At 67.1% G+C, this 26,564-nt stretch carries 25 protein-coding genes; 8 read left to right on the top strand and 17 right to left on the bottom strand.

The genetic code is table 11. The features are described 5' to 3' along the window. Positions 1-22: 22 nt before the first annotated feature. On the bottom strand, positions 23-814 hold the full coding sequence (locus U1872_RS08455; protein ID WP_332792441.1) for a hypothetical protein: 792 nt from the start codon (positions 812-814) through the stop codon (positions 23-25). 111 nt (positions 815-925) lie between these two features. On the opposite strand from U1872_RS08455, the gene U1872_RS08450 reads away from it, so the two are divergent. Then, positions 926-1,156, top strand: a complete 231-nt coding sequence (locus tag U1872_RS08450; protein WP_332792440.1) for a hypothetical protein — start codon at positions 926-928, stop codon at positions 1,154-1,156. Positions 1,157-1,214: 58 nt separating this feature from the next. Here U1872_RS08450 and U1872_RS08445 read toward each other — a convergent pair whose 3' ends face one another. The 7 genes from U1872_RS08445 to U1872_RS08415 all read right to left on the bottom strand — a co-directional run bounded on the left by U1872_RS08445 (position 1,215) and on the right by U1872_RS08415 (position 6,448). Beyond that, a complete protein-coding gene (locus U1872_RS08445) occupies positions 1,215-1,784 on the bottom strand; it encodes a glycine zipper 2TM domain-containing protein (protein WP_332792439.1) in 570 nt (189 codons plus the stop codon). Positions 1,785-1,908: 124 nt separating this feature from the next. After that, the gene (locus U1872_RS08440) at positions 1,909-2,337 is read right to left on the bottom strand and encodes an OsmC family protein (RefSeq protein ID WP_332792438.1); all 429 of its coding nucleotides are present in this window, start codon (positions 2,335-2,337) and stop codon (positions 1,909-1,911) included. A gap of 72 nt (positions 2,338-2,409) precedes the next feature. Further along, positions 2,410-2,733: a glycine zipper 2TM domain-containing protein gene (locus tag U1872_RS08435; RefSeq protein WP_332792437.1), complete on the bottom strand. Its 324-nt coding sequence runs from the start codon at positions 2,731-2,733 to the stop codon at positions 2,410-2,412. An 822-nt stretch (positions 2,734-3,555) separates the two neighbouring features. Then, complete coding sequence (locus U1872_RS08430) at positions 3,556-4,491, bottom strand: bifunctional riboflavin kinase/FAD synthetase (protein ID WP_332792436.1); 936 nt, start codon at positions 4,489-4,491, stop codon at positions 3,556-3,558. Between the two features lie 61 nt (positions 4,492-4,552). Further along, entirely contained in the window at positions 4,553-5,023 is a 471-nt protein-coding gene (locus U1872_RS08425; RefSeq protein ID WP_332792435.1) for a dihydrofolate reductase, read from the bottom strand. 53 nt (positions 5,024-5,076) lie between these two features. Further along, complete coding sequence (locus tag U1872_RS08420; RefSeq protein ID WP_332792434.1) at positions 5,077-5,595, bottom strand: hemerythrin domain-containing protein; 519 nt, start codon at positions 5,593-5,595, stop codon at positions 5,077-5,079. A 58-nt stretch (positions 5,596-5,653) separates the two neighbouring features. Continuing rightward, complete coding sequence (locus U1872_RS08415; protein ID WP_332792433.1) at positions 5,654-6,448, bottom strand: thymidylate synthase; 795 nt, start codon at positions 6,446-6,448, stop codon at positions 5,654-5,656. Between the two features lie 109 nt (positions 6,449-6,557). Between U1872_RS08415 and U1872_RS08410 the strand changes: the two genes are divergently transcribed. After that, entirely contained in the window at positions 6,558-6,971 is a 414-nt protein-coding gene (locus tag U1872_RS08410; protein WP_332792432.1) for a JAB domain-containing protein, read from the top strand. 3 nt (positions 6,972-6,974) lie between these two features. Here U1872_RS08410 and U1872_RS08405 read toward each other — a convergent pair whose 3' ends face one another. From U1872_RS08405 to U1872_RS08390, 4 genes are all read right to left on the bottom strand, one after another. Beyond that, positions 6,975-7,676 (bottom strand): class I SAM-dependent methyltransferase, encoded by a 702-nt coding sequence (locus U1872_RS08405; protein ID WP_443025364.1) that lies wholly within the window; start codon positions 7,674-7,676, stop codon positions 6,975-6,977. Positions 7,677-7,726: 50 nt separating this feature from the next. Continuing rightward, positions 7,727-8,854 (bottom strand): peptide chain release factor 2, encoded by a 1,128-nt coding sequence (prfB, locus tag U1872_RS08400; RefSeq protein ID WP_133186187.1) that lies wholly within the window; start codon positions 8,852-8,854, stop codon positions 7,727-7,729. Positions 8,855-8,994: 140 nt separating this feature from the next. Further along, complete coding sequence (locus U1872_RS08395; protein WP_332792430.1) at positions 8,995-11,538, bottom strand: penicillin-binding protein 1A; 2,544 nt, start codon at positions 11,536-11,538, stop codon at positions 8,995-8,997. 70 nt (positions 11,539-11,608) lie between these two features. Further along, positions 11,609-12,823 carry an N-acetylmuramoyl-L-alanine amidase gene (locus U1872_RS08390; RefSeq protein WP_332792781.1) on the bottom strand — a complete coding sequence of 405 codons (1,215 nt, stop codon included), beginning with the start codon at positions 12,821-12,823 and terminating at the stop codon, positions 11,609-11,611. Between the two features lie 565 nt (positions 12,824-13,388). Here U1872_RS08390 and U1872_RS08385 point away from each other — a divergent pair. The 5 genes from U1872_RS08385 to U1872_RS08365 all read left to right on the top strand — a co-directional run bounded on the left by U1872_RS08385 (position 13,389) and on the right by U1872_RS08365 (position 20,227). Then, complete coding sequence (locus U1872_RS08385) at positions 13,389-16,214, top strand: Rne/Rng family ribonuclease (RefSeq protein ID WP_332792429.1); 2,826 nt, start codon at positions 13,389-13,391, stop codon at positions 16,212-16,214. A gap of 107 nt (positions 16,215-16,321) precedes the next feature. Continuing rightward, entirely contained in the window at positions 16,322-17,677 is a 1,356-nt protein-coding gene (locus tag U1872_RS08380) for a M48 family metalloprotease (RefSeq protein WP_332792428.1), read from the top strand. Continuing rightward, a complete protein-coding gene (locus U1872_RS08375; protein WP_332792427.1) occupies positions 17,677-18,408 on the top strand; it encodes a DsbA family protein in 732 nt (243 codons plus the stop codon). Before U1872_RS08380 ends, U1872_RS08375 begins: the two co-directional genes overlap by 1 nt. Before the next feature lie 107 nt (positions 18,409-18,515). Continuing rightward, positions 18,516-19,442, top strand: a complete 927-nt coding sequence (locus U1872_RS08370) for an ABC transporter ATP-binding protein (protein ID WP_332792426.1) — start codon at positions 18,516-18,518, stop codon at positions 19,440-19,442. Further along, positions 19,439-20,227 (top strand): ABC transporter permease, encoded by a 789-nt coding sequence (locus U1872_RS08365; RefSeq protein ID WP_332792425.1) that lies wholly within the window; start codon positions 19,439-19,441, stop codon positions 20,225-20,227. The genes U1872_RS08370 and U1872_RS08365 overlap by 4 nt, the downstream gene beginning before the upstream one ends. Here U1872_RS08365 and U1872_RS08360 read toward each other — a convergent pair. Further along, complete coding sequence (locus tag U1872_RS08360) at positions 20,224-20,601, bottom strand: winged helix-turn-helix transcriptional regulator (RefSeq protein WP_332792424.1); 378 nt, start codon at positions 20,599-20,601, stop codon at positions 20,224-20,226. The genes U1872_RS08365 and U1872_RS08360 overlap by 4 nt on opposite strands. Positions 20,602-20,699: 98 nt before the next feature. On the opposite strand from U1872_RS08360, the gene U1872_RS08355 reads away from it, so the two are divergent. Then, positions 20,700-21,761 carry an SDR family oxidoreductase gene (locus U1872_RS08355; RefSeq protein WP_332792423.1) on the top strand — a complete coding sequence of 354 codons (1,062 nt, stop codon included), beginning with the start codon at positions 20,700-20,702 and terminating at the stop codon, positions 21,759-21,761. Between the two features lie 84 nt (positions 21,762-21,845). Here the strand turns inward: U1872_RS08355 and U1872_RS08350 are convergent, their stop codons facing one another. The 4 genes from U1872_RS08350 to U1872_RS08335 form a co-directional block, all read right to left on the bottom strand. After that, positions 21,846-23,714, bottom strand: coding sequence for a CocE/NonD family hydrolase (locus tag U1872_RS08350; RefSeq protein ID WP_332792422.1), 1,869 nt, complete (start codon positions 23,712-23,714; stop codon positions 21,846-21,848). 152 nt (positions 23,715-23,866) lie between these two features. Then, the gene (glpX, locus tag U1872_RS08345) at positions 23,867-24,835 is read right to left on the bottom strand and encodes a class II fructose-bisphosphatase (RefSeq protein ID WP_332792421.1); all 969 of its coding nucleotides are present in this window, start codon (positions 24,833-24,835) and stop codon (positions 23,867-23,869) included. A gap of 209 nt (positions 24,836-25,044) precedes the next feature. Further along, positions 25,045-25,869, bottom strand: coding sequence for a 2,3,4,5-tetrahydropyridine-2,6-dicarboxylate N-succinyltransferase (gene dapD, locus U1872_RS08340; protein ID WP_332792420.1), 825 nt, complete (start codon positions 25,867-25,869; stop codon positions 25,045-25,047). Next, positions 25,866-26,534, bottom strand: coding sequence for a pyrimidine 5'-nucleotidase (locus tag U1872_RS08335; protein WP_332792419.1), 669 nt, complete (start codon positions 26,532-26,534; stop codon positions 25,866-25,868). Before U1872_RS08335 ends, dapD begins: the two co-directional genes overlap by 4 nt. Between the last annotated feature and the right edge of the window lie 30 nt (positions 26,535-26,564).

Below are 26,564 nucleotides of genomic sequence, written 5' to 3'. Positions count from 1 at the left end.
GGCACACCGTGCCCGAAATCGCTCAGCCGCCGTTGTTCGCCACCAGGTCGACGTCGGTCCCGCCATCGCGGCGTGCGGTGAGGAACAGCACATAGGCACCGTTGTCGCGGGCGCGCGTCCCGCCCAGCGTATGCTCGGCGCCATCGGACTGACGCTCGGCGCTGAAGCCGCCGTTGGTGACGCGCGTATAGTACCAGTCGATGACCGTCTTGAGCGGCGCGCCGGTGGCGAAGCTCACAGCGCGCAGGCGGCAATCGGCGCTGTTGGCGCCGGCCGCTTCGACCACACGGGCGCCGGGATAGAGCGGAACGTCGGCGGGGAGGCGGGTCGCCCAGTCGGCCGAATAGCGCAGCGCGCCCGCGCAGTTGCTGGTGCGGCGGTCGCTCTGGCGCTTGGCAAGCGCACCGAGGGTCAGCGATTCGCGCGCCGTCTTGCAGCTCGGGCAATCCTTGGACGCGGGCGCTGGGGCGGCTTTGATCGTCTGGCTGGTGGCGGTGCCCGCGCTGCCGTCGGCACTCGCCGTGCTGCCAGGTGTCTGCGCGATCGTCACCGGCGGCACCCCGCCCGAATAGGGTTCGGCCGGCGGGCGGACCGTGTCGGCATTGGAATGCTGGGCAAGCGCGGGATCGACCATGATCTGGTCGTGCAGCGCCGCGGTCATCGCCGGGTCGCTGGCGTTGCTCGATCCGGCGCCGGCGTCGACCAGCTCGTTGTCGAGCGTATCGAGATTGCGGTCATCGGCGCGCTTGCCGCACGCCACCAGGGCGAGCGGCAATATCAGCGCGGTCATCAGGCGCAGACGTGTGCGGTCCATCGAAGGTCGAACTCCCCTAGCAGCCCCATCTATACAGCGTTTTTCCTTAAAATTAGCTTTACCAGCCGCGACCGCTTGCGCGCCACCGCGATGTTGACCATGCTGAGCGTCATGGGACTTATTGTAAACCTGATCTCGATCTTCGTTGGCCTCGTCGCCCTGCCGGTGGCGCTGGTCGGCCTGGTGCCGTTCTTCGGCCTCGCCAACTATCTGGCGATCCCGCTCGCGGTGGTCGGCGCGGCGATCGGGATGCTGTCGGGCTACAAGTCCGGGCGCAATTTCAACCTGTTCGTGCTCGTCGTCGCCGTCGTCCGGCTGCTTCTTGGCGGCGGGCTGATCTGAGCCACGAAAAAGGCCCGACGCTTGCGCGCCGGGCCCTCCGTTCAACCAGCCGCAAGGCTTAGCGGCACTGCACCTGGCCACGATCGACCGACTGGCCGAGCAGGGCACCCGCGCCGCCACCGATCAGCGTGCCGAGCGTGCGCGAGCCGCCGCCTGCCAGCGTGTTGCCAAGCAGGCCGCCGGCGAGGCCGCCGATGATCAGGCCGGTCGTCCCGTCGCTGCGCCGGCAATAGTAACGGTTGTCGCTGCCGCGATAGATGCGGTCGTTGCGACCCAGGCGCCGCGGCTGGTAATAGCGGCCGTCGCGATAGTAGCGATCGGCATAATAGGTGCGCTGACCCGGCTCGTAGCGATTATAGTCGTAGCTGCGATACTGCTGCCAATTGCGCTGGCCGATCGCCTGGCGCCGATCCTGACGCGCGTCCTGCCGCATGTCCTGGCGGAAATCACGGCGGTCTTCGCGTCGATCCTCGCGGCGATCTTCACGGCGATCTTCTCGGCGGTCGGCGCGATCGTCACGACGATCGGCACGCTGGTCTTGCCGGTCGTCGCGATAGTCCTGTGCGACAGCGGGCATGGCGGAAAGCGTGGTCGCCGCGAGTGCCGCGGCCAGGAAAAACGTGCGCATTGGAAATGCTCCCTTGGGATAATCCATATCGGATTACAGATAGAACACACTGTCCCGCAGGAGGTTGCGTGAACGCGAAACTACGTCGCGTTCACGTCCCCGCAAGCAAGTCTCGTCGGCAGCTTTACGCGTTAAGTTTATGGGTCAACGTGATTTCTGCGTTGAGCACTTTGGAGACCGGGCAGTTTGCCTTGGCGTCTGCGGCGATCGTCTCGAATTGTTCTGCCGTAATGCCGTCGATCGTCGCGGTGAGGTCGAGCGCCGACTTGGTGATGGTGAAGCCGTCGCCATCCTTGTCGAGCGTGACCTTGGCGGTCGTCGCCAGCTTGCCGTCGGTGAAGCCTGCCCCAGCGAGCGCGAAGCTGAGCGCCATGGTGAAGCAGCTGGCGTGCGCTGCGGCGATCAGTTCTTCGGGGTTGGTGCCGGCGCCTTCCTCGAAGCGGCTGTTGAAGCCGTATTGCGTGTCGCTGAGCACGCCCGACTGGGTCGAGACATGGCCTTTGCCGTCCTTGCCGAGGCCGTCATAGCTGGCCGATCCGCTGCGTGTCGTCATGATGCTTCTCCAAAGAAAAAGGCGCGGACCGAACATGTCGGTCCGCGCCTGTACTACGCAGTCGCCGGGCGCTTAGTTGCAGCGGCGGTCCGCGGTGCTGGCGCGATCGAGCGCGCGGCCGCCGAAGGCACCGGCGACGCCACCGAGCACGGTACCCAGCGTCTTGTCGCCTCGCCCGGCGATCGAGTTGCCGAGCAACGCACCGCCGACGCCGCCGATCAGCAGGCCGGTCGTGCCGTCCGAATGGCGGCAATAGCGGCGGCCGTCGCGGCCCTCATAGACTCGCGGCGCATAGCGGCGATTGTGCTCGCGCGCTTCGGCCTGGGTGGCGGGCGCGACCATCGTTGCGGGGATGGTGACGGCAGCGGCGCTGAGGGCGAGGATCAAGGTACGCATGTTTCGGACTCCCATGTGGTTTTTACGAGCTTCGGTAAATCGTGAAGACGTAACGCGGTCGATTTAAGTGAGGTTGCATGAACCTGAAACAACCGTGCGTTCATGAAAAAGACGGCTCGCAAACCAAGGACGTGCCGGTGCCGATCTATCCCCGTTTTCCACACTATTCACAGCGACGGAGTCGCAATCTGGACTTGGTGCGACTCGAAACTCGTGAGACCCTTCATCCCGTAAGCAGCGGATGGTCGGACGGGAAACCGAAGGAGCATCAGAGGTTTATGGCACAAAGCGCGCCGGGGAAACCAGGCGCGGCGCGTGTCGGAGGGCTGACGAGGTCCCTGTGGCGATCGCCGCGTGAGCGGTGGATGGACCAGGGTGCGGAAGTGGCCGTCCAGACGCACTGATCGCGGCATCCCCAGAGATGCGGCGACACAGGCGGGCGTCGGACGATGCGAAGCGCCGATCCTTCTCGAAGGGGAGGCAAATCGTGGCAGACGATGCCGAGGCGCGGCGGGCGGGGAAATCCGGTCGCGACGCTGGCCACCAGGGCCGGGGTGCCAATGCTCGCAAGAGCGGAGGACCCGACCCTGGCGACCGAACCGCTTTCCTGCCGCCGTTCGCGGCGCAGGCAAAGCGAGCCGCCGAAGCGGGACGAACGCGGTGCTGCGCTTTCGAGCGCAACGTCGCGGCCCTCCAGGTCCGGCGACAGGGGGCCGGCAGCGATGCCGGCCCCTTTTTTTGTGGGCGGATGCCGCAGCTTAAATCGCAGCGCTTCCCCGGCGCCGTGCGGTTTACGGTAACAGGCCGAATCGAATAAGAACCCTAGCGCGGCGCGCTCGCCAGAATGTCGCGCGCCCGCGCGCAATCCGCGTCCATCTGCTGCATCAGCGCCTCGAGCGTATCGAACTTCGCCTCGGGGCGCAGATAGTCGATCAGCTCTACCTCGAGGGGCTGGCCATAGAGATCTTCCGAAAAGTCGAAGAAAAACGGCTCGAGCAATTCCTTCGGCGGATCGAAGCTCGGCCGGATCCCGAGATTGGCCGCGCCGTCGACCACGCGCCCATCCGCCAGCCGCCCGCGCACCGCGTAGATGCCGTAGGCCGGGCGGAGATATTTCCCCATGTCGAGATTGGCGGTCGGATAGCCGATCGTGCGGCCGAGCTTGTCGCCATGCTGCACCACGCCCTCGATCGCGAACGGGCGCGTCAGCAACCGCGCCGCGCCGCGCGGGTCGCCCGCCTGCAGCAGCTCGCGGATCCGGCTCGACGATACGGGCGCGCCGTCGAGCGCGACCGGCGCGACCGTCTCGACCGAGAAGCCGTTCTTCGCGCCAAGATCTGCGAGCACGTCGACATCGCCGCCCTTGGCCTTGCCGAAGGTAAAATCCGCCCCCGTGACGACACCGCCCGCGCCGATCTTGTCGAGCAAGCGATCGCCGACGAATTCGGTCGCTGTCTGTGCGGCGAGCGCGGCATCGAATTCGAAGACGACCATCGCATCGGCGCCGGCTTCGGCGAACAGCCGCTCGCGCTGGTCGAGCGTGGTCAGGCGGAAGGGTTCGGCATCGGGCCTGAAATAGCGCACCGGATGGGGATCGAAGGTGGCGACGAGCGCCGGGCGGTCCTCGGCGCGGGCACGCGCGACCGCGCGGCCGACCACCGCCTGGTGTCCCAGGTGAAATCCATCGAAATTGCCGAGCGCGACGATGCCCGAGCGCAACGCCGCCGGTATCGCCGAGCCGCCGTCGAGCCGCTTCATGACAGCGGCTATACGGCGGGGTTTTCGCGCACGCTAGAGGCTGCGGGCGGGTTCGGTACGCTCATGCTCTTTCCAGCGTGACGAAGCTGTAGGCGGGGCGGCCGCCCTCGGCGTCATTCGCTTCGCGCGCGGTTTCGCGCCATCCGACAAAGGCGGGAACGATCGCGTCGCCCTCGGGGGCAAGCGCCACTTCGGTCAGCTCGATCCGCTCGGCGCGGTCGAGCAACAAGGCGAACACCTCGGCGCCGCCGATCACCGCGATGTCGCCGGCACCGGCGAGCGTGAGCGCGTCCTCGACCGAATGCGCGATTTCGGCGCCATCCGAACGCCAGTTCGGGTCGCGCGTCAGCACGATGTGGCGGCGCCCGGGCAGCGGCGCGGGAAAGCTCTCGAAGGTCTTGCGCCCCATTACCATCGGCTTGCCCGTGGTGCGCGCCTTGAAGCGCTTGAGGTCGGCGGGGAGGTGCCACGGCAGCTTGCCGTCGACCCCGATGACGCCGTTTTCGGCGCGCGCGAGATGGAAAGTGATCATGCCACCGTCATGCCCGCGCGCGTCGCGATTGGCGAGAGGATCAGTCGGGACGGTCAGTCGGGCGCATGATCCTTGACCCACTGCTTGGGGTCCTTGTCGACCGGCTTCACCCCGGTGATGTTCTTGGCCTCGAAGGTCGCGAACTTCACGCCCAGATCGTGGCGCTCCTGCAGCGTGGCGTTGAGGCGGAAGTCGGTCAGGCCCTGGCGTTCTTCCTCCGCCATATGGTCGCTGTTCGCCTTGTTGCATTCGCCGAGCGCCTCGAACCACGCCTTGCTGCCGATCTTTTCCTTGTCGACCGCTGCGGCGGTGTCGCGAATCTCGTTATGATCCTCGATTGCGTCTTCGGTTTCCTCGGCGGCCGAGTCGGCATCGTTGCCGCCTTCGCCGACCTGCATCAGCCGCGGGTAGAAGAAGCGCTCCTCGGCTTCGGCATGCGAATCGAGCAGCGCGCGCAGCCGGTTCCACAACGCGCCGAGCGCGGCGGTATCCTTCGGGTCGATCTGCTCGATCTGGGCGAACAGCGCGCGCTGCTGGCCATGTTCTTCGAGAATGAGTTGCGTGATGTCCATGACGGGCCCCTGAGTGAAATTCAGGAGCTAAGCGCGCCGACGCCCGCGCGGTTCCGCCTCAGACCGCGACGGGCGCCTTGATATGCGGTTGCGCGACATAATCGTGCAGCGCGAAATCCTCATAGGCATAGCCGTCGATCGCATCGGGCTTGCGCAGGATCTCGAGCCGCGGGAGCGCGCCCGGCGTGCGGCCAAGCTGCTGGCGCGCTTGGTCGAGATGGTTCGAATAGAGATGGCAATCGCCGCCCGTCCAGATGAACTCGCCGGGCTCGAGCCCGCATTGCTGCGCGAGCAGCATCGTCAGCAGCGCGTAGCTCGCGATGTTGAACGGCACGCCGAGGAAGATGTCGGCGCTGCGCTGATAGAGCTGGAGCGAGAGCTTGCCGTTCGCGACGTGCGTCTGGAACAGGCAATGGCACGGCGCCAGCGCCATCGCGTGGAGATCGCCCGGGTTCCACGCGCTGACGATCTGGCGGCGCGAGGCGGGGTTGGTCTTGATCTGCTCGATGAGCTCGGCGATCTGGTCGATGTGGCGGCCGTCCGCCGTCTCCCAGTCGCGCCATTGCTTGCCGTAGACCGGGCCGAGATCGCCCTTCTCGTCGGCCCATTCGTCCCAGATGCTGACCTTGCGCTCGCGCAGCCATTCGACATTGGTGTCGCCGCGCAGGAACCACAGCAGCTCGATGACGATCGAGCGCAGATGCAGCTTCTTGGTGGTGAGCAAGGGAAAGCCGGCGGCGAGATCGAAGCGCATCTGGTGGCCGAACACCGACAGCGTCCCCGTGCCGGTCCGGTCCATCTGGGGCGTGCCATGGTCGAGCACGCGGCGCATCAATTCGAGATAGGCTTGCATGGCGAGCGGTGTAGCGCGCGGCGGCGGCGGCGCCAACCGCACACGACACTTGCACCGTTGCGGAGTGGGTTCGCCTCGCCTGCGCGCGCGGGGTGGTGAAGCATGCGGCATGGCGGTGCACCATTCCGGTCTGGACGCGTTTTCTGCGGTTGCCGACGATGCGGTGCCCGCCACGGTCCGCGCGCTGTTCGTTTCGATCGCGACCGAGGCGCACGAGGTCGCGGCGTTCGGCTATTTCGATCCGCAATGGCGGCTTCTCGCGATGCGCCATGTCGAGGCGGGACGGGCGGACAGCGTCGCGGTGCGGGTGCGCGACGTCATCGCCGATGCGCTGGCGTTCGACTGCGCGCTGATCGTCATGGCGCACAATCACCCCTGTGGCGATCCGACGCCGAGTGCTGCCGACTATGCCCTGACCCGGCAACTGGCGCGGACACTCGATGCGGTCGGAGTGCGGCTGGTCGAGCATCTCGTGCTCGCCCCCGGCCGCGTCGAGAGTTTCCGCGCGCGGGGCCTGCTCTGATGCTCAGCCGATCCGGCAGGCCTTGATCGCACCGGGGTCGGGACGAGCGCCTTCGGCGCGGAACGCGGCGAGATAGCCGCCGGCCGAGGGCATGTCGTAGGTCGCGACTTCGCGATAGCCGACTGCGGCGAATTCGCAGCGGAGCAGCGCGGGCGGGGTGCCGTGGTTGCGCGTCGCGCGGTTGGCATCGACGACGATAACGAGGCCGTCGGGCTTGAGCGAGGGCCGCATTCGCCACAGGAATTCGTAGGGCGCGCCGATCTCGTGATACATGTGGACCATCAGGATCCGGTCGAAACTGGCATCGGGCAACCGCGGGTCGGACGGCGTACCGAGCCGCACGCTGACCGTCTCGAGCCGCTCGCGCGCCACGCGCAAGGCGAGCGCGTCGCGGACGTCGGCGACGATATCTTCGGCAAGCACGCGGCCTTCCTTGCCGACGCGGTTGGCCAGGCGGATTGTGTAATAGCCCTCGCCAGCGCCGATGTCGGCGACGGTCATGCCGGGCTTGATCCCGGCCTTGGCCATCACTTCACCGGCCTCGTTGAGCCGGTCGCGATCCTCTTCGGTCGACCAGCGCGCCGAGACGATCGCGGCGACCGGACGGTCGGCGGCGGGGAAGGGGCCGACCTTCGGGCTGCGGTCGGGAACGCGGGCCGGGCCGCCGTCGCACGCAGCGAGCGTGAAGAGCGCAAGCGCAACCAGAGCGACCTTTCCCCTTCTCGCCGGGGAAGAAGAGAAGGCGGAGGTGCGCACTATTCGACGTCCTCGACCTCGACCGTCTCGCCGGTGACGCGCTGCGACAGCGCGGCGGCCATGAAGGCTTCGAGGTCGCCATCGAGCACGTCCGACGGGCTCGACGAGGTCACGCCGGTGCGCAGATCCTTCACCATCTGATACGGCTGGAGCACGTAGGAGCGGATCTGGTGGCCCCAGCCGATGTCGGTCTTGCCGGCATTCTCGGCATTGGCCGCAGCTTCGCGGATCGCCAGTTCACGCTCGTAAAGGCGCGCCCGGAGCTGGTTGTAGGCCTCGGCCTTGTTCTTGTGCTGGCTGCGCTGATTCTGGCACTGCACGACGATGCCGGTCGGGATGTGCGTGATGCGCACCGCCGAGTCGGTCGTGTTGATGTGCTGCCCGCCAGCGCCCGAGGCACGATAGGTGTCGATGCGCAGGTCGCTCTCGTTATATTCGACCTCGATATTGTCGTCGACGACCGGATAGACCCACACGCTCGCAAATGAGGTGTGGCGGCGTGCCGCGCTGTCATACGGGCTGATGCGGACCAGGCGGTGGACGCCGCTCTCGGTCTTGGCATAGCCGTAGGCGTTCTCGCCCTTGAGCAGCAACGTCGCCGACTTGATCCCGGCCTGCTCGCCCGAATGCTGGTCGATCAGCTCGACCTTCAAGCCGTGGCGCTCGCCCCAGCGCGAATACATCCGGCTGAGCATCCCGGCCCAATCCTGGCTCTCGGTCCCGCCGGCGCCGGCATTGACCTCGATATAGGTGTCGTTGCCATCGGCCTCGCCCGCGAGCAGCGCCTTGACCTTGTCCTTGTCGGCGCGCGCGGCGAGATCGGCGAGCGCGGAGACGCCCTCGGCCTCCATCTCGGTATCGCCTTCGGCTTCGGCCATCTCGATCAGCTCGGCGGTGTCGTTGAGCTCGCTCTCGATCGCGCGCGTCGCGGTGATCGCCTCCTCGAGCCGGCGACGCTCGCGCATCACGACCTGTGCCGCCTTGGGGTCGTTCCACAAGGCCTGGTCCTCGACGCGCGCGTTGAGCTCGTCGAGCCGGCGCAACGCGCGGTCCCAGTCGAGGAAGCGGCGGAGCAGCGCGAGCGCGTCCTTGATCGAATCGATATGAGCCTGCGCTTCAGCGCGCATCGGGGAACTCCAAACTTAAAATTCGTCGCCCCGGCGGAGGCCGGGGCCGCTATATAGGGTGCGCGGCGCCGATTGTCCCGCGACAACCCAGCGTCCCCGGCCCCACCTGAAATTGGCGCCGGGGCGACGGCTATCCATCGCTAGTAGATGCCGCCCTGCTTTTGCAAGAAGTCGCTGTCCTTGCGCGCTTCGCTCTGTGCCTGCGTCGCCGCGCGCGCGCGTGCCGCGGCGGCTGCCGCAGCGGTCGCGGCGGCGGCGGGATCGGGCACGATCGTACCGCGATGGATCACGCGGCGCGGCTCGCTCTCGGGCTTGAACGCTTCCCAGATCACCGATGCCTTGGGGTCGTCGGTCGGCCAGGCGCCGAATACCGGCTTACCGCTCTGCCGGTCGATGCGGACCATGCGGATGCCGGCGGGCGCGCGGAACGGGAGCTTGTCCATCCCTTCATACGCCTTGACCGCGAACGCCTTGAAGATCGGCGCGGCGAGCGTACCGCCCTGCGCGCCGCCGCCGAGCGAGTGCGGCGTGTCATAGCCGATATACAGGCCGCCGATCATCTGCGGCGTGCCGCCGATGAACCACACGTCGGTCGGCCCGGTGTTGGTGCCGGTCTTGCCGAACATCGGCCGGTCGAGATCACGCAGCACGGTCGCGGTGCCGCGCTGGATCACGCCCTCGGCGATGTGGATCATCTGGTAGGCGCTCATCGCATCGACGATCTGCTTGCCGCCGGCGACCGGGCGCGGCATCGGCCGGCCGTTCCAGTCGGGCGCGTTGCAGCGGTCGCAGGCGTGCCAATTCTCGGGCCAGACGACCTTGCCGTGGCGATCCTGGACGAAGTCGATCAGCGAGGACGGGTGCGAGCGGCCCTGGTTGGCGAGGATCGCATAGGCGTTGACCATCCGCGACACCGTCGTCTCGCCCGCGCCGAGCGCGAAGGAGAGGTAGGGCGGATATTTGCCGACGCCGATCCGGTCCATCAGCGACACGACGCGCGGCATGCCGGTGGTCGCCGCGGCGCGCACCGTCATCAGGTTGCGCGACTGCTCGACGCCCCAGCGCATCGTGTGCCCGCCCGATCCGCCGACCCCGCCGAAGTTGCGGAAGCATTTCTGCCCGAGCCGCGCGCCCTGATAGACGCAGAACGGCCCGTCGACGATGATCGAGGCCGGGGTCATCCCGCCCTCGAGTGCTGCGGCATAGACGATTGGCTTGATCGTCGATCCCGGCTGCCGCATCGCCTGCGTCGCGCGGTTGAACGCCTGGATGCGGAAGTCGAAGCCGCCCTGCATCGCCAGCACGCGGCCGGTCTGCGGCTGCTCGACGACGAACGCGCCCGAGATCTTGGGGACCGAGCGCAGCGCGAACTCGCTGCCGCTGGGGGCGACGGCAATGATGTCGCCGGCGGCGAGCGCGGCGAAGGCGGTGCCGCCCTTGCCGCGCACCGGCATCACCGCGGCCCAGCGCGGCAGCGTGCCGGTGCTGCCGTCGGAGAAACCGATCCGCGCCGCGCTGTCGTCGCGCGCGATCACGATCGCGGCGCGCCAGTCGTCATAATCGAGCCCGATATTGGTATTGAGCAACGCGCCCTGCCACGCTTCGCCGGTGATCTCGGCATGGCCAAGCGGCCCCGACCAGCCGCGCCCCTGGTCGAAGCGCAGCAGGCCCTCGCGCAGCGCGGTCTGCGCATAGTCCTGCATCTTCTCGTCGAGCGAGGTGCGCACCCACAGCCCGCCCGAATAGACGCTGTACGGCCCGGCGCGGGCATCCTCGCCGAACTTGTCGATCAGCTGGCGGCGCACTTCCTCGACAAAATAGCCCGAGCCCGCGGTCTCGGTCTTCGGCGTCTGGCGCGGCACGGTGCCGAGCGGCTCGGCGCTCGCGGCGTCGTGCTGCGCTTGCGTGATGAAGCCGTTCTTGAGCATCTCGCGCAGCACATAGGCGCGGCGTGCGAGTGCGCGGTCGGCGTGGCGGATCGGATCGTAGTTGGACGGACCCTTCGGCAGGATCGCGAGATAGGCGAGCTGCGCCAGGTCGAGCTGGTTGAGGTCCTTGCCGAAATAGGCATAGCTCGCCGCCTCGACGCCGAACGCGTTCCGCCCCAGCGCGATCTGGTTGAGATAGAGCTCGATGATCTGCTGCTTGGTCAGCGTATCCTCGATCCGGTAGGCGAGGATCGCCTCCTTGATCTTGCGCGCATAGCTCGTCTCGTTGCCGATCAGCAGGTTCTTGGCGACCTGCTGCGTGATCGTCGAGGCGCCCGCCGGGCGCTTGTGGCTGGTCAGGTTGTTGACCGCGGCGTTGGCGATGCCGAGATAGTCGATGCCGTGATGCTCGAAGAAATTCTTGTCCTCGGCGGCGAGGAAGGCGCGCACCAGCAGCGGCGGATATTCGTCGTAGCTCAGCTCGACGCGACGCTCGCGCGCATAGCTGTGGAGCGGCGTGCCATCGATGCCGCGCACGTTGGTCGGCAGGGGCGGCTCGTAGGTGCGTAACTTGTCGACCGAGGGCAGCCCGGCGGCAAAGGCGAAATAGAAGATCGCGACCGCCACCGCGAATAGCAAGGCGAGCACGGCGATCGTCTTGACCCACCAGCGCGCCCAGCTGCGGGCGAGGAAGCCGCCGAACCCGTCGATCTCACGGCGGATACGGAAATTCACGGTGGAGTCGGGTTCGGCCATATTGGGGGCAGGCTCTAGCAAGTTTCGCGGGGCTTGCCAGCCGCCTTAGCGTGCGCCGCGCCCGTCCGGTTCAGCGCGACGCCAGGCGGCGCGCGAAATGCACCTCGACCGCACGCTCGATGCTCTGCGCGATCCGCGCGCGGCCGTCGGCGCTGTCGATGAAGGCGGCGTCGCGCGGGTTCGAGATGTAGCCCGTCTCGAACAGGATCGAGGGCATGTCGGGCGCCTTCAGCACCATCAGTGAGGCCATGCGGTGGAAATTGGGCTTGAGCGGGATCAGCGGCTGCGCTTCGCGGCCGAGCAGCCGCGCGAAGCTCGCCGAACTGTTCATCGTCTCGCGCTGCGTCAGGTCGATCAGGATCGACGAGATGTCGGCCGAGGTCGACGCGAGATTGACCCCGGCGATGATGTCGGCCTTGTTCTCGCGCGCCGCCAGCTTGGCCGATTCCTTGTCCGAGGCGACTTCCGACAACGTGTAGACCGAGGCGCCGGTAGCCGTTCCCGAGCCGACGCTGTCGCAATGGATCGAGATGAACAGGTCGCCGCGCAACCGTCGCGCGATCCCGTAGCGTTCCTGCAGCACGAGGAAACGGTCGTCCTCGCGCGTCAAGGCGACCCGCGCACGCCCCGATTTGACCAGCGCATCGCGGATCGCGCGCGCGATCTTGAGCGTCACATCCTTTTCGCGCAGTCCGTCGATCGGCGAGATCGCACCGGGATCGACGCCGCCATGCCCGGCATCGATCACCACCAGCGGGCGGCTGTCGTCGTCGCCATAGATGCGCGGCAGCCGCCCGGCGTGCCGCGCCGGCTGGATCGGCACGCTGACCTGGTAGGTGGCCGAGTCTGCCGCCGCCGCCGTCTGCCCCATGGGGAACGGCGGCAGGAAGCGCATCCGCCGCTCGCCCGCGGCGCGCGCGAAGGTCGCATCGTCGACGGTGCGCAGCTCGAGCGTCAATTCGCGTCCGTCGCGGCCGAACACGCCTTCGGTGATCAGCGTCGGGCGGGCGAGATCGAACACGATCCGCGTTCCGCCCGTGCCACGCGGGGCCAGCCGTATGCCGGTGACCGCGCCACCGCTCGCAATGTCGCCGCCGGGTGTCGCCCCGCCCAGATCGAGCGCGATCCGGCGCGGCGCGGCCAGCACGAAGCTCGACGCGTCCGCGATCGGCTGGTCGAACCGCAGCACGATCCGGTCGCGATGCACCTCGACCTGTTCGACCGACGCGGCCCAGGCGGGGGCGCCGGCGAACCAGCAGGCCAGCAATGCGAGGAGGAACGACACCGCGCCGTAATGCAGCCGCGACCGGTGGCCGGTAAAGCGAAAAGGCGCCGCAGCCAGATGGGCAGCATTCGGCGAGGGGGAACGGGGGATCGCACTCATGCATCTTGGTTAAGGGGCCAGGCGAAAAGACCGCCTTGCCGGGCGCGGTTAATGCGCCGGTAGGCATAGAATTGCCGTGTGCCGGCAAAAACCTGCCAGTTGCTGCGCGCGACCGGGGGTGCTACGCAATAGACAGTACCGGATCGTTGCTGGGTTCAGCCAGCGTTCAGGGCTAGTCGGCCGCCTCGATATCCTTTGGCGCGGCCCATCCAGGTTGACGTTCGCATGCTGCATTTATCCCGTCCCTCGCTCCGCCCGGCTTTCGCCGGCGGAATCGCGAGCGCGCGGGGTGCTCCAGGCCGGAAGGCGGAGCGTGCAAAGCGAGCAGAGGCAGTTTTCGTAACAACCCAGGGCAGCGAACCAGGCGACCTTTTCGCCGGGACGAGCCCTTTCATTGATCGCGCGCGAGCAGCGCCACGGCGCGCAGCGCCCCTGGCCCCTGCGTCGCGCGACCGGAGAATATTACATGACCACGCGTATGCTGATCGACGCACGGCACCGGGAGGAAACCCGCGTTGCTGTCGTCAAGGGAAACCGAATCGAAGAGTTTGATTTCGAGAGTGCCGAGCGCAAGCAGCTCAAGGGGAATATCTATCTGGCCAAGGTGACGCGAGTCGAGCCGTCGCTGCAGGCCGCGTTCATCGATTATGGCGGCAACCGCCACGGCTTCCTCGCGTTCAGCGAAATCCATCCCGATTATTACCAGATCCCCAAGGAAGACCGCGACGCGCTCCTGCGCGAAGAGGCCGAGCATGCCGCTGAAGAAGCTGCATTGCGCGCCCAGCAGGATGCCGAAGACGATCTCCATGACGACGAGCATGGTGAAGATGACGGTTTCGAGCGCGATTCGGATATCGACGAAGCGTCGGTAGAGCGTTTCGACGATGACGGCGGGCAGGAGCCCGACACCGAAGTCGTCGCCGAGGGCGAAGCGCGTGGTGGTGAAGGCCGTGGCCGTCGCCGCAAGCGTTCGGCGTCGGACGATGCTGCCGACGATCTGCAGCAGCGCCGCACCTCGCTGCGCCATCGCTACAAGATCCAGGACGTCATCCGGCGCCGCCAGGTGCTGCTCGTCCAGGTCGTCAAGGAAGAGCGCGGCAACAAGGGCGCGGCGCTGACCACCTATCTGTCGCTCGCCGGTCGTTACTGCGTGCTGATGCCCAACACGTCGCATGGCGGCGGGATCAGCCGCAAGATTTCGAACGCGGGCGATCGCAAGCGCTTGAAGACGATCATGGCCGACATGAAGCTGCCCCCGTCGATGGGCTGCATCGTGCGCACCGCCGGCCTCCAGCGCACCCGCCAGGAGATCAAGCGCGACTTCGATTATCTCGCGCGCCTGTGGGACGGGATCCGCGAAACGACGCTGACGTCGTCGGCGCCGGCGCTCGTCTATGGCGACAGCGACCTGATGAAGCGCGCGATCCGCGACATCTACAATAAGGAGATCGACGAGGTCATCGTCGAGGGTACCGAGGGCTATCAGCACGCCCGGGAGTTCATGAAGCTCCTGATGCCGAGCCATGCCCGCAAGGTGAAGCATTACAGCGACCCCGTGCCGCTGTTCCAGCGCGCCGGTGTCGAGGAGCAATTGTCGGCGATGTACCACCCGGTGGTGCAGCTCAAGTCGGGCGGCTATCTCGTGATCAACCCGACCGAGGCGCTGGTGTCGATCGACATCAACTCGGGGCGTTCGACGCGCGAACATTCGATCGAGCAGACCGCGACCGCGACGAACCTCGAGGCCGCCGCCGAAATCGCCCGCCAGCTGCGCCTGCGCGACATGGCCGGGCTCGTCGTCATCGACTTCATCGACATGGACAACGGCTCGAACGTCCGCAAGGTCGAGAAGGCGATGAAGGAAGCGCTCAAGAACGATCGCGCGCGCATCCAGATCGGCCGCATCTCGTCGTTCGGGCTGATGGAAATGAGCCGCCAGCGCCTGCGTACCGGCGTGCTCGAAGCCTCGACCCGGCCGTGCCCGCATTGCGAAGGCTCGGGCTTCGTCCGTACCGCTTCGTCGTCGGGCCTTTCGGCGCTGCGTATGCTCGAGGATGAAGCCGCGCAGGGTCGTGGGTCGCAGCTGTTGCTGCGCGCGAGCCAGGAAGCCGCTTTCTACCTGCTCAACCGCAAGCGCGGTGAGCTGGCCGAGATCGAGGAGCGCTACGGCGTGCTGATCGAAGTCGCGCAGGATGGCGAGCAGGAAGGCGCGCGCATGTCGGTAGAGGTCTCCGGGCCACCGCCGGCCTATGCGCCGCGCTTCGAGCCGGTGATCGAGGAAATCGAGGAAGATTTCCTCGAGGACGAGATCGAAGACGAGATCGAGGAAGAAGCAGAGGAGCAGCCGCGCGCCCAGCGCGAGCCGCGGGCACCGCGCGAAGGCGGCGATCGTCCCGAGCGCGCTGCCGGAAGTGACGAGGACGCCGGCTCGCGCCGCAAGCGTCGCCGTCGCGGTCGTCGCGGTCGCGCGCGTCCCGAGGGCGAGGGTTCGGTCGAGGGCGAAGCGCTCGAGGCCGGCGACGAGCTCGAAGCCGGTGACGGCGCGGACGCCATCGACATGGACGCCGACGCCGATCGGGCAGATGGCAGCGAAACCGCCGGTGCCGTCGATGGCGATCCCGAAGCTGGGGGCGAAGGTGGCCGCCGCCGTCGTGGTCGTCGCGGTCGCCGTGGCGGACGCCGCAGCGAGGGCGAGCAGACCGCAGGCGAGGTGGCCGAAGCCGGTGATGCGGACGCCGTCCAGGCCGAAGCGCCCGTCGTCGCGGAACCGCTGGTCGAAGCCGATGCCGAGCCCGAAGCGGAGGCGCCCAAGAAGGGTCGCCGTCGCCCCAAGGCGCGCGATGTCGAGCCCAAGGCCAAGCCGGCTCGCGCCGCCAAGGCAGCGCCGGCCGTCGCGGCACCGGTCGTGGCGCAAGCAGCGGTCGAGGCCGAGGCGCCGGCCGATGCCCCGGTCGATGCCGACGCCAAGCCGAAGCGCGCGCGTCGCAAGAAGACGGTCGACGCCCCGGTCGCCGAGGCGGCGCCCGCCGATGCGAGCAGCGCGATGATGGACGTGCCGGTCTCGGAAGAGCCTGCGCCCAAGCCGAAGCGCACGCGCAAGCCCAAAGCGGCGGTCGCTCCGGCTGCGGCAGCGCCCGAGGCCGACGCACCAGCGACGCCGCTGGCAGACGGTCTCGACGGCGCGGCCCCGGCGGATGACGCCGCGGCCGGCCCGGATGCCGGCATCGATCCCGATCCGGGCGAAGCCGGCAGCCCGCGTCGCGGCTGGTGGCAGCGCACCTTCGGGGTGTGATGTGACGAGGTGATACAAGAGCCCCTCCCCTTCAGGGGAGGGGCATTGCGCTGACGGCCTACCGCATCGCCGTTGCCCCGCTGGCGAATCTCCGCGATACAGCGCGAATGAAGCGGCTCTTGGCAGGTCTTGCGGCCTCACTCCTTGTCTGGGCGCAACCGGCGGCTGCGCAGTCGATCCTGCGAGATGCCGAGACCGAGGCGATGTTCAACGACATGTCGCGCCCGCTGATCCTTGCGGCGGGCCTGTCGCCCAACAACGTCAAGGTCGTCTTGATCAACGACGATTCGATCAATGCCTTCACGGCCGGTGGGCAGACCATCTACGTCCATTCGGGCCTGATCCAGGCCGCCGACAATGCCAACCAGGTGCAGGGCGTGATCGCGCACGAACTCGGCCACGTCGCCGACGGGCATGTCGTGCTGATGGACGCCGGCGTGAAGCCTGCGCTCGGCATCTCGATCCTCAGCATGGTGCTCGGCGTCGCCGCGATCGCGGCGGGCGCGCCCGAGGCCGGCGCCGGCATCCTGTCGGCGGGCACGACCGCGGCGCAGGGCAAGTTCCTCGCCTTCAGCCGCGTCCAGGAATCGACCGCCGACGCGACCGGCGCCAAGTTCCTGCGCGAAGCCGGGGTGACCGGCAAGGGCATGCTGACCTTCTTCAAGAAGCTGCAGAACGAAGAATATGCCTATGGGCTGAAGAACATCGACCCCTTCGCTCAGAGCCATCCGCTGTCGGGCGAGCGCATCGCCAGCCTCACGGCCGACGTCATCGCCTCGCCGGCCTATGGCAATAAGTCCGACCAGGGGCTCGAGGAACAGTTCAAGCGCGTGAAGGCCAAGCTGCTCGGCTATGTCGCCGATCCCAAGACCACGCTCAACGTCTATCCCGACACGGATCAGAGCCTCTATGCGCATTATGCCCGTGCCTATGCGTGGCATAAGTCGGCCTATCCCGAAAAGGCCGATGCCGAGGCGGTGGCCTTGCTCAAGGCGGCGCCGCACGACCCCTATTTCCTCGAGATCCGCGGCCAGATCCTGCTCGAGGCGGGCAAGCCGCTCGAGGCGCTGGCGCCCTTACGCGAGGCAACCGACCTGTCGCGCAACGCGCCGTTGATCGCGACGACCTTCGGCCACGCGCTGATCGCGACCGAGGACAAGGCGAACTATCCCGAGGCGATGAAGGTGCTGCGCCAGGCGGTCGCGCGCGACGACGAGAATCCCTTTGCCTGGTACCAGCTCGGCACCGTCTACGAGGCGATGGGCGACCAGCCGCGCGCCATGCTCGCCAGTGCCGAACAAGCGAGCCTGACCGGCAACGTCCGCTTGGCCGCCTACAGCGCGCGCGGTGCGATGCAGGGGCTGCCGGCCAATTCGGTCGACTGGATCCGTGCGCAGGACATCGCGCTCGCTTCGCAGAACGAGATGGACGACAACCCCAAGAAATATAAGAAGAAACGGTGATGCGCGTCAGTTGGAATGTCTTCGCCCCGGCGCTCATCGCCGGGCTGGTCGGGGCTGCGGCCTTTGCCGGGATCGAGCGGCTCGTCCCCGCTACGGGTGGTGATCGCGCGCGGCTCGAAGGCGTGGTGCGCGATTACGTGCTGGCGCATCCCGAGATCATCCCGCAGGCGATGGACGCGCTGCGCGACCGCGGCCATGCCGAGACGATTGCCGCCAACCGCGATGCGATCCTAAAGCCGTTCGGCAGCGCGTGGGCGGGCAATCCGCAGGCCGACGTCACGCTGGTCGAATATTTCGATTACAATTGCGGTTATTGCCGCGCCAGCCTCCCGACGATCGCGGCGTTGCTGAAGAGCGACCCCAAGATCCGCATCGTCTATCGCGACTTTCCGATCCTCGCGCAGAGCAGCGTCGATGCCGCGCGGATGAGCCTCGCCGCGGCCGAGCAGGGTAAGTTTCAGGCATATCATGATGCGCTCTACGCGGGCGGCCAGGTCACGGCGCAGAGTATCGCCGCGGCGGCGCAGCGCGCGGGCGTCGATGCCACGCGCGCAGCGGCCTTTGCGCCGAAGGCCGATGCCGAGATCGCGTCGAACGAGACCGTCGCGCGCGCACTCGGGCTGACGGGCACGCCGAGCTGGGTGATCGGCAACAAGGTCGTCTCGTCCGCGCTGCCGCTCGAGGACTTGCAGAAGGCGATCGCAGAGGCGAGGGCGGGGGCGGCTAAGTAGCACCCGTCACCTCCGCACGAGGCAGGGATAAGCGCCGCGACTTTCATACCGAGCGGTTGTTATCTCTCCCCGGCACGCCTATCTGCGCGACAACAATCGGGGACAGCATGGACAGCATCTTATCGGTCGCAGGCGTGTCGAAGACATACGCCTCGGGACATCGTGCGCTCGAGCCGGTCGATCTCGATATTGCGCGCGGCGAGATCTTCGCGTTGCTCGGGCCTAACGGTGCGGGCAAGACGACGCTCATCTCGATCATCTGTGGCATCATCACGCCTTCGACCGGGACCGTCACCGTGCTCGGCCACGACGCGCAGAAGGACTTCCGCAGCGCGCGGCGCGCGATCGGCCTCGTGCCGCAGGAACTGTCGGTCGACATGTTCGAGACCGTGCTCGCCACCGTAAAGTTCAGCCGCCGCCTGTTCGGCAAGGCGCCGAACGACGCGCATATCGAGCAGGTGCTGCGCGACCTGTCGCTGTGGGACAAGCGCGGCGCCAAGATCATGGAGCTGTCGGGCGGGATGAAGCGCCGCGTGCTGATCGCCAAGGCGCTCTCGCACGAGCCCGAGATCCTGTTCCTCGACGAGCCGACCGCGGGTGTCGACGTCGCCCTGCGGCGCGACATGTGGAAGCTGGTGCACAAGCTGCGCGCCGCCGGCACTACGATCATCCTGACGACGCACTATATCGAGGAGGCCGAGGAAATGGCCGACCGCGTCGGCGTGATCGACAAGGGGCGGATCATCCTGGTCGAGCAGAAGGCCGCGCTGATGAAGAAGCTCGGCAAGCGCCGCATGCTGATCGCGCTGCAGGAGCCGATGACCGCGGTGCCCGCAGACCTTGGCGACTGGCACCTCGCGCTGGAGGATGAGGGCAAGACCCTGCACTACACCTTCGATTCCGAAAATGAGCATATCCCGAGCCTGCTCGCCAAGCTCGGCGCGCTCGGCATTGGCTATACCGACCTCGAAACGCACAAGAGTTCGCTAGAGGACATTTTCGTCGACCTCGTCGAACAGAAGGACGCGGCATGAGCGGTGCAACCAAGGCCCCCGCGATCAACTTTCACGGCATCTGGGCAATCTACCGCTTCGAGATGGCGCGCGCGCTGCGCACCTTGTGGCAGAGTCTCGTCACCCCCGTCATCACCACCTCGCTCTATTTCGTCGTGTTCGGCGGGGCGATCGGATCGAAGATCAGCACGGTTGGCGGGGTCGGCTATGGCAGCTTCATCGTGCCCGGGCTGATCATGCTGTCACTGCTGACGCAGAGCATCGCCAATGCCTCGATCGGCATCTATTTTCCCAAATTCACCGGCACGATGTTCGAACTGCTGTCGGCGCCGGTCTCGGCGATGGAGATGGTGGTCGGCTATGTCGGCGCGGCGGCGACCAAGTCTATCGTGCTCGGGCTGATCATCCTCGCCACCGCGTCGCTGTTCGTGCCGCTGGAGATCGTTCATCCGCTGGCGATGCTCACCTTCCTGGTGCTGACCAGCGTGACGTTCAGCCTGTTCGGCTTCATCATCGGCGTGTGGGCCAAGGGGTTCGAGCAGCTGAACTTCATCCCCGCGCTGCTGATCACGCCGCTGACCTTCCTCGGCGGCGCCTTCTATTCGATCGACATGCTGCCGCAGCCGTGGCGGACGGTGAGCCTGTTCAACCCGGTCGTCTATCTGGTGAGCGGCTTCCGCTGGGCGTTCTTCGACAAGGGCGACGTGTCGGTCGGGGTCAGCCTCGGCGTCACCGCTCTGTTCCTCCTCGTCTGCCTCGGCGTGATCTCGTGGATCTTCAAGACCGGCTGGCGGATGAAGAACTAACGCCGCGCGGTCGGCCGGTCGCCGAGCTGGTCGAGCGCGTCGGCATTGTCGCGCGCCCAGGCGTAGAGCGCCTCGACCGGTTCGACGAAGCGCTGCGCGAGCGGCGTCAGCGCATATTCGACCGCGGGCGGGCGCGTCTCATGGACGTGACGGGTAAGCAGACCGCTCGCCTCCATCTCACGCAGCGTCTGCGTCAGCATCTTCTTGGAAATGCCCGGCAGGCTGCGCTCAAGCACGCCGGTGCGCGCGATCCCGTCGTGCCGCGCGTGGAGCGTGTGCAGGATCATGCTCGTCCATTTGGTCGTGAACAGCGTCAGGATGCGGCGCGGTGCGCAATCTTCCCGCCATTCGTCGTCGGCACTGCCCGGCTGCATCTGGTCACCTCTTGGTGCCTATGTCCCCAAATGGTGCCGTCTTCAAGGCAACCACTCTGCTGCCTACCTGTTGGGTCGACAGTGAAAAGGAATGAACGATGGCCAAGACGGCATTGGTAGTGGGCGCGAGCGGGATCGTCGGCAGCGCGACGGCAGGCTTGCTGGTCGATCATGGCTGGACGGTGCACGGCCTCGCGCGGCGCCCGACGCAGCAGGACGGCGTGCTGCCGGTCGCGGCCGACTTGCAGGATGCCGCGGCGACCAAGGCTGCGCTCGACGGCTTGCGCCCCGACGCGGTGTTCATCACCACCTGGCTACGGCAGGACAGCGAGGCCGAGAACATCCGCGTCAACGCCGCGATGGTGCGCAACCTGCTCGACGGTCTGCGCCAATCGGAGGGCCCACGCCACGTCGCGCTGGTCACCGGCCTCAAGCATTATCTCGGGCCGTTCGAGGCCTATGGCAAAGGCGCGCTGCCGCAGACGCCGTTTCGCGAGGAGCAGGGCCGGCTCGACGTCGACAATTTCTATTATGCGCAGGAGGACGAAGTGTTCGCTGCCGCCACGCGCGACGGCTTCCGCTGGAGTGTCCACCGCCCGCACACCGTGATCGGCAAGGCGGTTGGCAATGCGATGAACATGGGGACGACGCTCGCCGTCTATGCGACGCTGTGCCGCGAGCTGGGTCGTCCGTTCCGCTTCCCGGGGTCGGCGGCGCAATGGGAAGGGCTCACCGACATGACCGATGCACGCCAGCTCGCGCGGCAATTGCTGTGGGCGGCGGAAACGCCCGAGGCGGCGAACCAGGACTTCAACATCGTCAATGGCGATGTCTTCCGCTGGAGCTGGATGTGGGCGCGGATCGCCGAATGGTTCGGCGTCGAAGCCGCGCCGTTCGATGGGACGGTCCAGCCGCTCGAAACGCAGATGGCCGACGACGCCGCCGTCTGGCGCAAGATCGCCGAGCGTGACGGACTGGTCGAGCCCGACCTGTCGCGGCTCGCCTCGCCGTGGCACACCGACGCCGATCTCGGTCGCCCGATCGAGGTGGTGACCGACATGTCGAAGAGCCGGCGGATGGGCTTCCTGGCGTATCAGCCGACCGACGACGCCTTCTTCGACCTGTTCCGCGATCTGCGCGCGGAGGGGTTGATTCCATAAAATCTCCCTCTCCCAGCGGGAGAGGGAAGGGTGAGGGCAGGCGCGGCGAGGCTCGCTTCCCCGGGGAAGTGACCGCAGGTTTTGCTACTGAATAACCGGCAGCACGATCTTCGAGCCGGCGCAAACACGCTGCGTCGCCTTTACGAAATCCTCCGCCTTTGCCCGCGCGATATTGGGCACGAAGCTCTGCGGGTTGCGGTCGATCACCGGGAACCAGCTCGACTGGACTTGTACCATCAGCCGATGGCCCTTCAGGAATACATGGTCGTGCTCGCGCAACGGCACCTCCCAGCGTGTCACCTTGCCCGGCACCAGCGGCTGCGGCGCGGTGTCGCTGGCGAGGAAACGCCCGCGGCGGACATCCATCGCGATCGGTAGCTGATAGCCGTTGAGCGAGCGAGCATAGTCGCCTGGCTTGAGCGCTTCGGGGTTCTGGACATAGCTGTCGGGGAAGACGTCGATGAGCTTGACGACGAAGTCGCTGTCGGTCCCGCTGGTCGAGGCAGCGAGCTGCGCCAGCACATGCCCCGTCACCGTCAAATCCTTCTCGAGCGGCGCACTCGTGTAGTTCAGAACGTCGGGCCGCCCGCCGAGGAAACGCTGGTCGGCCGCCTCCCACCACGACCAGTCGGGCGAGAGATACGTCCCCGACATCGGCCGCGCGCGGAACGGCACGGGATTCGCTGGGTCCGAGACATAGTCGCGGCACGTCTCGCCCGGCGCGGGCGCCTTGAACGACAGCGAGCCGTCGGCGTGGAGATACAGGTCGGTCGGCTTGGTGCCCGCCAACGGCCACGCCTTGTAACTCTTCCATGTCCAGCTGCCGCTCTGGAAGCTCTTCACCCCGGTCGTCGGCTTCGTGCCGGTGCCGTGGAGCCAGTAGGCGAAGAACGGCGCCTGGATCTGCTCCTGGAACTGCGTCCCGCTCGGAACACCGTAGGGAATCGCCCCGAGCGCGTTGGTCGGGCGCTGCCACCAGCCGTGCGCCCATGGCCCCGCGACCATCGTCGCGAGATGGTCGGGGTCGTTCTGCGCCTGCTTGAAATAGATCTGCCACGAGCCCGACGGATCCTCCTGATCCCAATAGCCCGCGACGTTGAGCGTCGGGACGGTCGTCTTGCCGAGCCGGTCGCTCCAGCGCTGGTCGGTGTAGAAGGCGTCGTGATTGGGATGGTCGAGCAGCGCGGTGAACATCGGCACGCGGCCCTTGAATTCGGTCGCGTCGATCTGCTCGACCGGCCCCTTGTTCAGGAACCAATCGTACGTGTCGTAGCGATCATATTGGAAGGTGGTGTCCTGCGTCTTGTCGAGCTGGAGCATCGCCAGCCAGTCGGTCGCATAGGACAGCCGCAGCGCGCCGTTGCGGTGGAGATCGTCGGACTGCCAGTAATCGACCCAGGCCGCCTGCGGGCTGACCGCCTTCAGCGCGGGATGTGGGCCGATCAGCGCGATCGCGGCGGCGAAGCCGGGGTAGGAGACGCCCCACATCCCGACCTTGCCAGTGTTCTGGGCGACGTTCTTCACCAGCCAGTCGATGCTGTCATAGGCGTCGGTCGATTCATCGACCTGCTTCGGATCGCCCGGATGCACCGCGGTCGACAGCGTGAAGACGCCGTCAGACTTGAAGCGCCCGCGCATTGATTGCTCGACATAGATATAGCCGTCGCGGTCAAGCGCGACCTGGTTGCCGGGGACCTTCTTCGGCGCGGACTCGGTGACGCCGTAGGGCGTGCGCGAGAACAGGATCGGCAGCGGCCCGGTCTGGTTGCGCGGACGCAGGATGATGGTCTGGAGCCGTGCGCCGTCGCGCATCGGGACCATCACTTCTTCGTAGGTGTAGGGCGAGAGCACGGGAGCAGGCGCGGCCGTCGGGGCCGTTGCCGCTTGTGGGCGCGCGGCGATCGGGCCGGCCAGCGCGACACCGGCAGCCAGCGCCGCCACAACTTTACGCATACCCAACCCCCAACCGTCACCCCGGCCTCGTGCCGGGGTCCACCGTGCCGCAAATGCTCACGCGGCAAGTGTGCGGCACGGTAGACCCCGGGACAAGCCCGGGGTAACGATTTGGCGCTTAGCCCCTCCCCTGAAGGGGGGGCTCTATCGCCTTAGATCCGGTGTTCGCCTTTGACCCAGCGCACCGTGCCCGAGCTCGCGCGCATCACGACGCTCTCGGTCGTCATGATGTGCCCCTTGCGCTTCACACCGGCGAGCAGCGAGCCGTCGGTCACGCCGGTCGCCGCGAAGATGCAGTCGCCGCGCGCGAGTTCGGTCAGGTCGTACTGCTTGTCGAGATCGGTCACGCCCCACTTCGCCGCGCGCGCGCGCTCGTCGTCGTTGCGGAACAGCAGTCGGCCCTTGAACTGGCCACCGACACAGCGGAGTGCCGCGCACGCGAGCACGCCCTCAGGGGCGCCGCCCGAGCCCATATAGATGTCGATCGTCGTGTCGGGGTTGGTCGTCGCGATCACGCCCGCCACGTCGCCGTCGCCGATCAGCATGATGCCGCAGCCGATCGCGCGCAGCTCGGCGATGATCTTGGCATGGCGCGGGCGGTCGAGCACGCAGGCGATGATCTCCGACGGCTTGACGCCCTTGGCAGCGGCCAGCGCGGTGACGTTTTCGGTCGGCGACTTGTCGAGGTCGATGATGCCCTCGGGATAGCCCGGGCCGCACGCGATCTTGTCCATATAGACGTCGGGCGCGTTGAGCAGTCCGCCCTCCTCGGCGATCGCCAGCACCGCGAGCGCGTTCGGCCCCGCGGTGGCGCAGATCGTCGTGCCCTCGAGCGGATCGAGCGCGATGTCGATCTTCGGCCCCTTGCCGATCGCCGAGCCGACCTTCTCGCCGATGAACAGCATCGGCGCCTCGTCGCGCTCGCCTTCACCGATCACCACGGTGCCGTCCATGTAGAGCGAGTTGAGCGCGGTGCGCATCGCGTCGACCGCCGCCGCATCCGCCGCCTTCTCGTCGCCGCGCCCGGTGAGCGTCGAGGCAGCGATCGCCGCCGCCTCGGTCACGCGGACCATTTCGAGCACGAGAACACGGTCGAGTGTCTTGGAAGCGGTGGTGGTCATTGACGAAGCATCCTCTTGTTTGGGGAGGGACTAGGCGGCGTGCGTTACGTTGTCGAGACTGCTTTCCCTCTCCCCTTGTGGGAGAGGGAGGGAGCCGCAAAGCGGCGGACGGGTGAGGGGGCGGTATCCTGTCGCGCGCCGGCCCCCTCACCCTTCCCACGCCTTCGGCGCGGGCCCCTTCCCTCTCCCACAAGGGGAGAGGGAGACGATCAGTCGCGCAGCAGTTCGTTGATGCTGGTCTTCGACCTCGTCTGCGCATCGACGCGCTTGACGATCACCGCGCAATACAGCGCCGGCTTGCCGTCTCCGCCACCGGTCGAGCCGGGGACGACCACCGAGTAAGGCGGCACTTCGCCGCGAAACACTTCGCCGGTCGCCCGGTCGATGATCTTGGTGGAGGCGCCGAGATACACCCCCATCGACAGCACCGCGCCCTCGCCGACGCGGACCCCCTCGGCCACCTCGGCGCGCGCACCGATGAACGCGCCGTCGCCGATGATCACCGGGTCCGCCTGGAGCGGCTCGAGCACGCCACCGATCCCCGCGCCGCCCGACAGATGCACGCCCTTGCCGATCTGTGCGCACGAACCGACCGTCGCCCAGGTGTCGACCATCGTGCCTTCACCGACATAGGCGCCGATATTGACGAAGCTCGGCATCAGGATCGCGCCCTTGCCGATGAACGCGCCCCGCCGCGCGACCGCGCCGGGAACGACGCGGAAGCCACCTGCGCGGAACTCGGCCTCGCCCCATCCGGCGAACTTCGACGGCACCTTGTCGAACGCGGGCGCGCCACCGGCGCCGCCCTCGACCAGGCTGTTGTCGTTGAGCCGGAACGACAGCAGCACTGCCTTCTTGAGCCACTGATTGACCTGCCAGCTGCCGTTACCGGTCGGCTCGGCGACGCGCATCGCGCCCGAATCGAGCTGGAGCAGCGCCTGCTCGACCGCGTCGCGCACATCGCCCTTGGTCGCGAAGCTGATCGTGTCGCGCGCGTCCCACGCGCCTTCGATGGTCTGTTGCAGGTCGCTCATATATCCCCCGTATGGTCGTGGAGCCACGCCGTGATGTCGGCGCAGGTGAAGTCGATGAAGGAGCGGTCTTCGCCGCCCGGAGTCTGTTCGGAGCCATTGTCGACCCACAAGGTCGTCATCCCGATCGCCTTGGCGGGCGCGAGGTTGCGCGCCATGTCCTCGGCGAACAGGCAGGTCGCGGGATCGAGATCGAACGCCGCGCACAGCCCGGCATAAGCGGATGCTTGCGGCTTGGGGATCAGGTCCATCGCATGGACGTCGTGGATCGCCTCGAAGCTCTCGCCGAGCCCGAGCTTGGCGAGCACCTTGCTGGCATAGGGCGTGTCGGCATTGGTGAAGACGAGCTTGCGTCCCGGCAGCTTCGCGATCGCGGCGGCGAGCGGGGCGTTTTCCTCGAGCACGTCCATCTCGATATCGTGGACATGGTCGAGAAAGGCGTGCGGGTCGACGTCATGCTCGGCCATCAGCCCGGCGAGCGTGGTGCCGTGGGCGTGGAAATAGCCCTTCTGGATGCGCCGCGCCTCGACCAGATCGACCGCGAACTTGTCGGCGATGAAGCCCGTCATCCGCGCATCGATCTGGTCGAACAGCCGTGCGCTCGACGGATAGAGCGTGTTGTCGAGATCGAAGATCCAGGTGCGGATATGGGCGAGGCGTGGGTCCATGCGGTGGCTCTAAGCGGGGTGGGCGAGGGG

Source organism: Parasphingomonas frigoris, assembly GCF_036663815.1.
GTDB lineage: Bacteria > Pseudomonadota > Alphaproteobacteria > Sphingomonadales > Sphingomonadaceae > Sphingomonas.
This window is presented reverse-complemented; position numbering and strand designations above follow the sequence as displayed.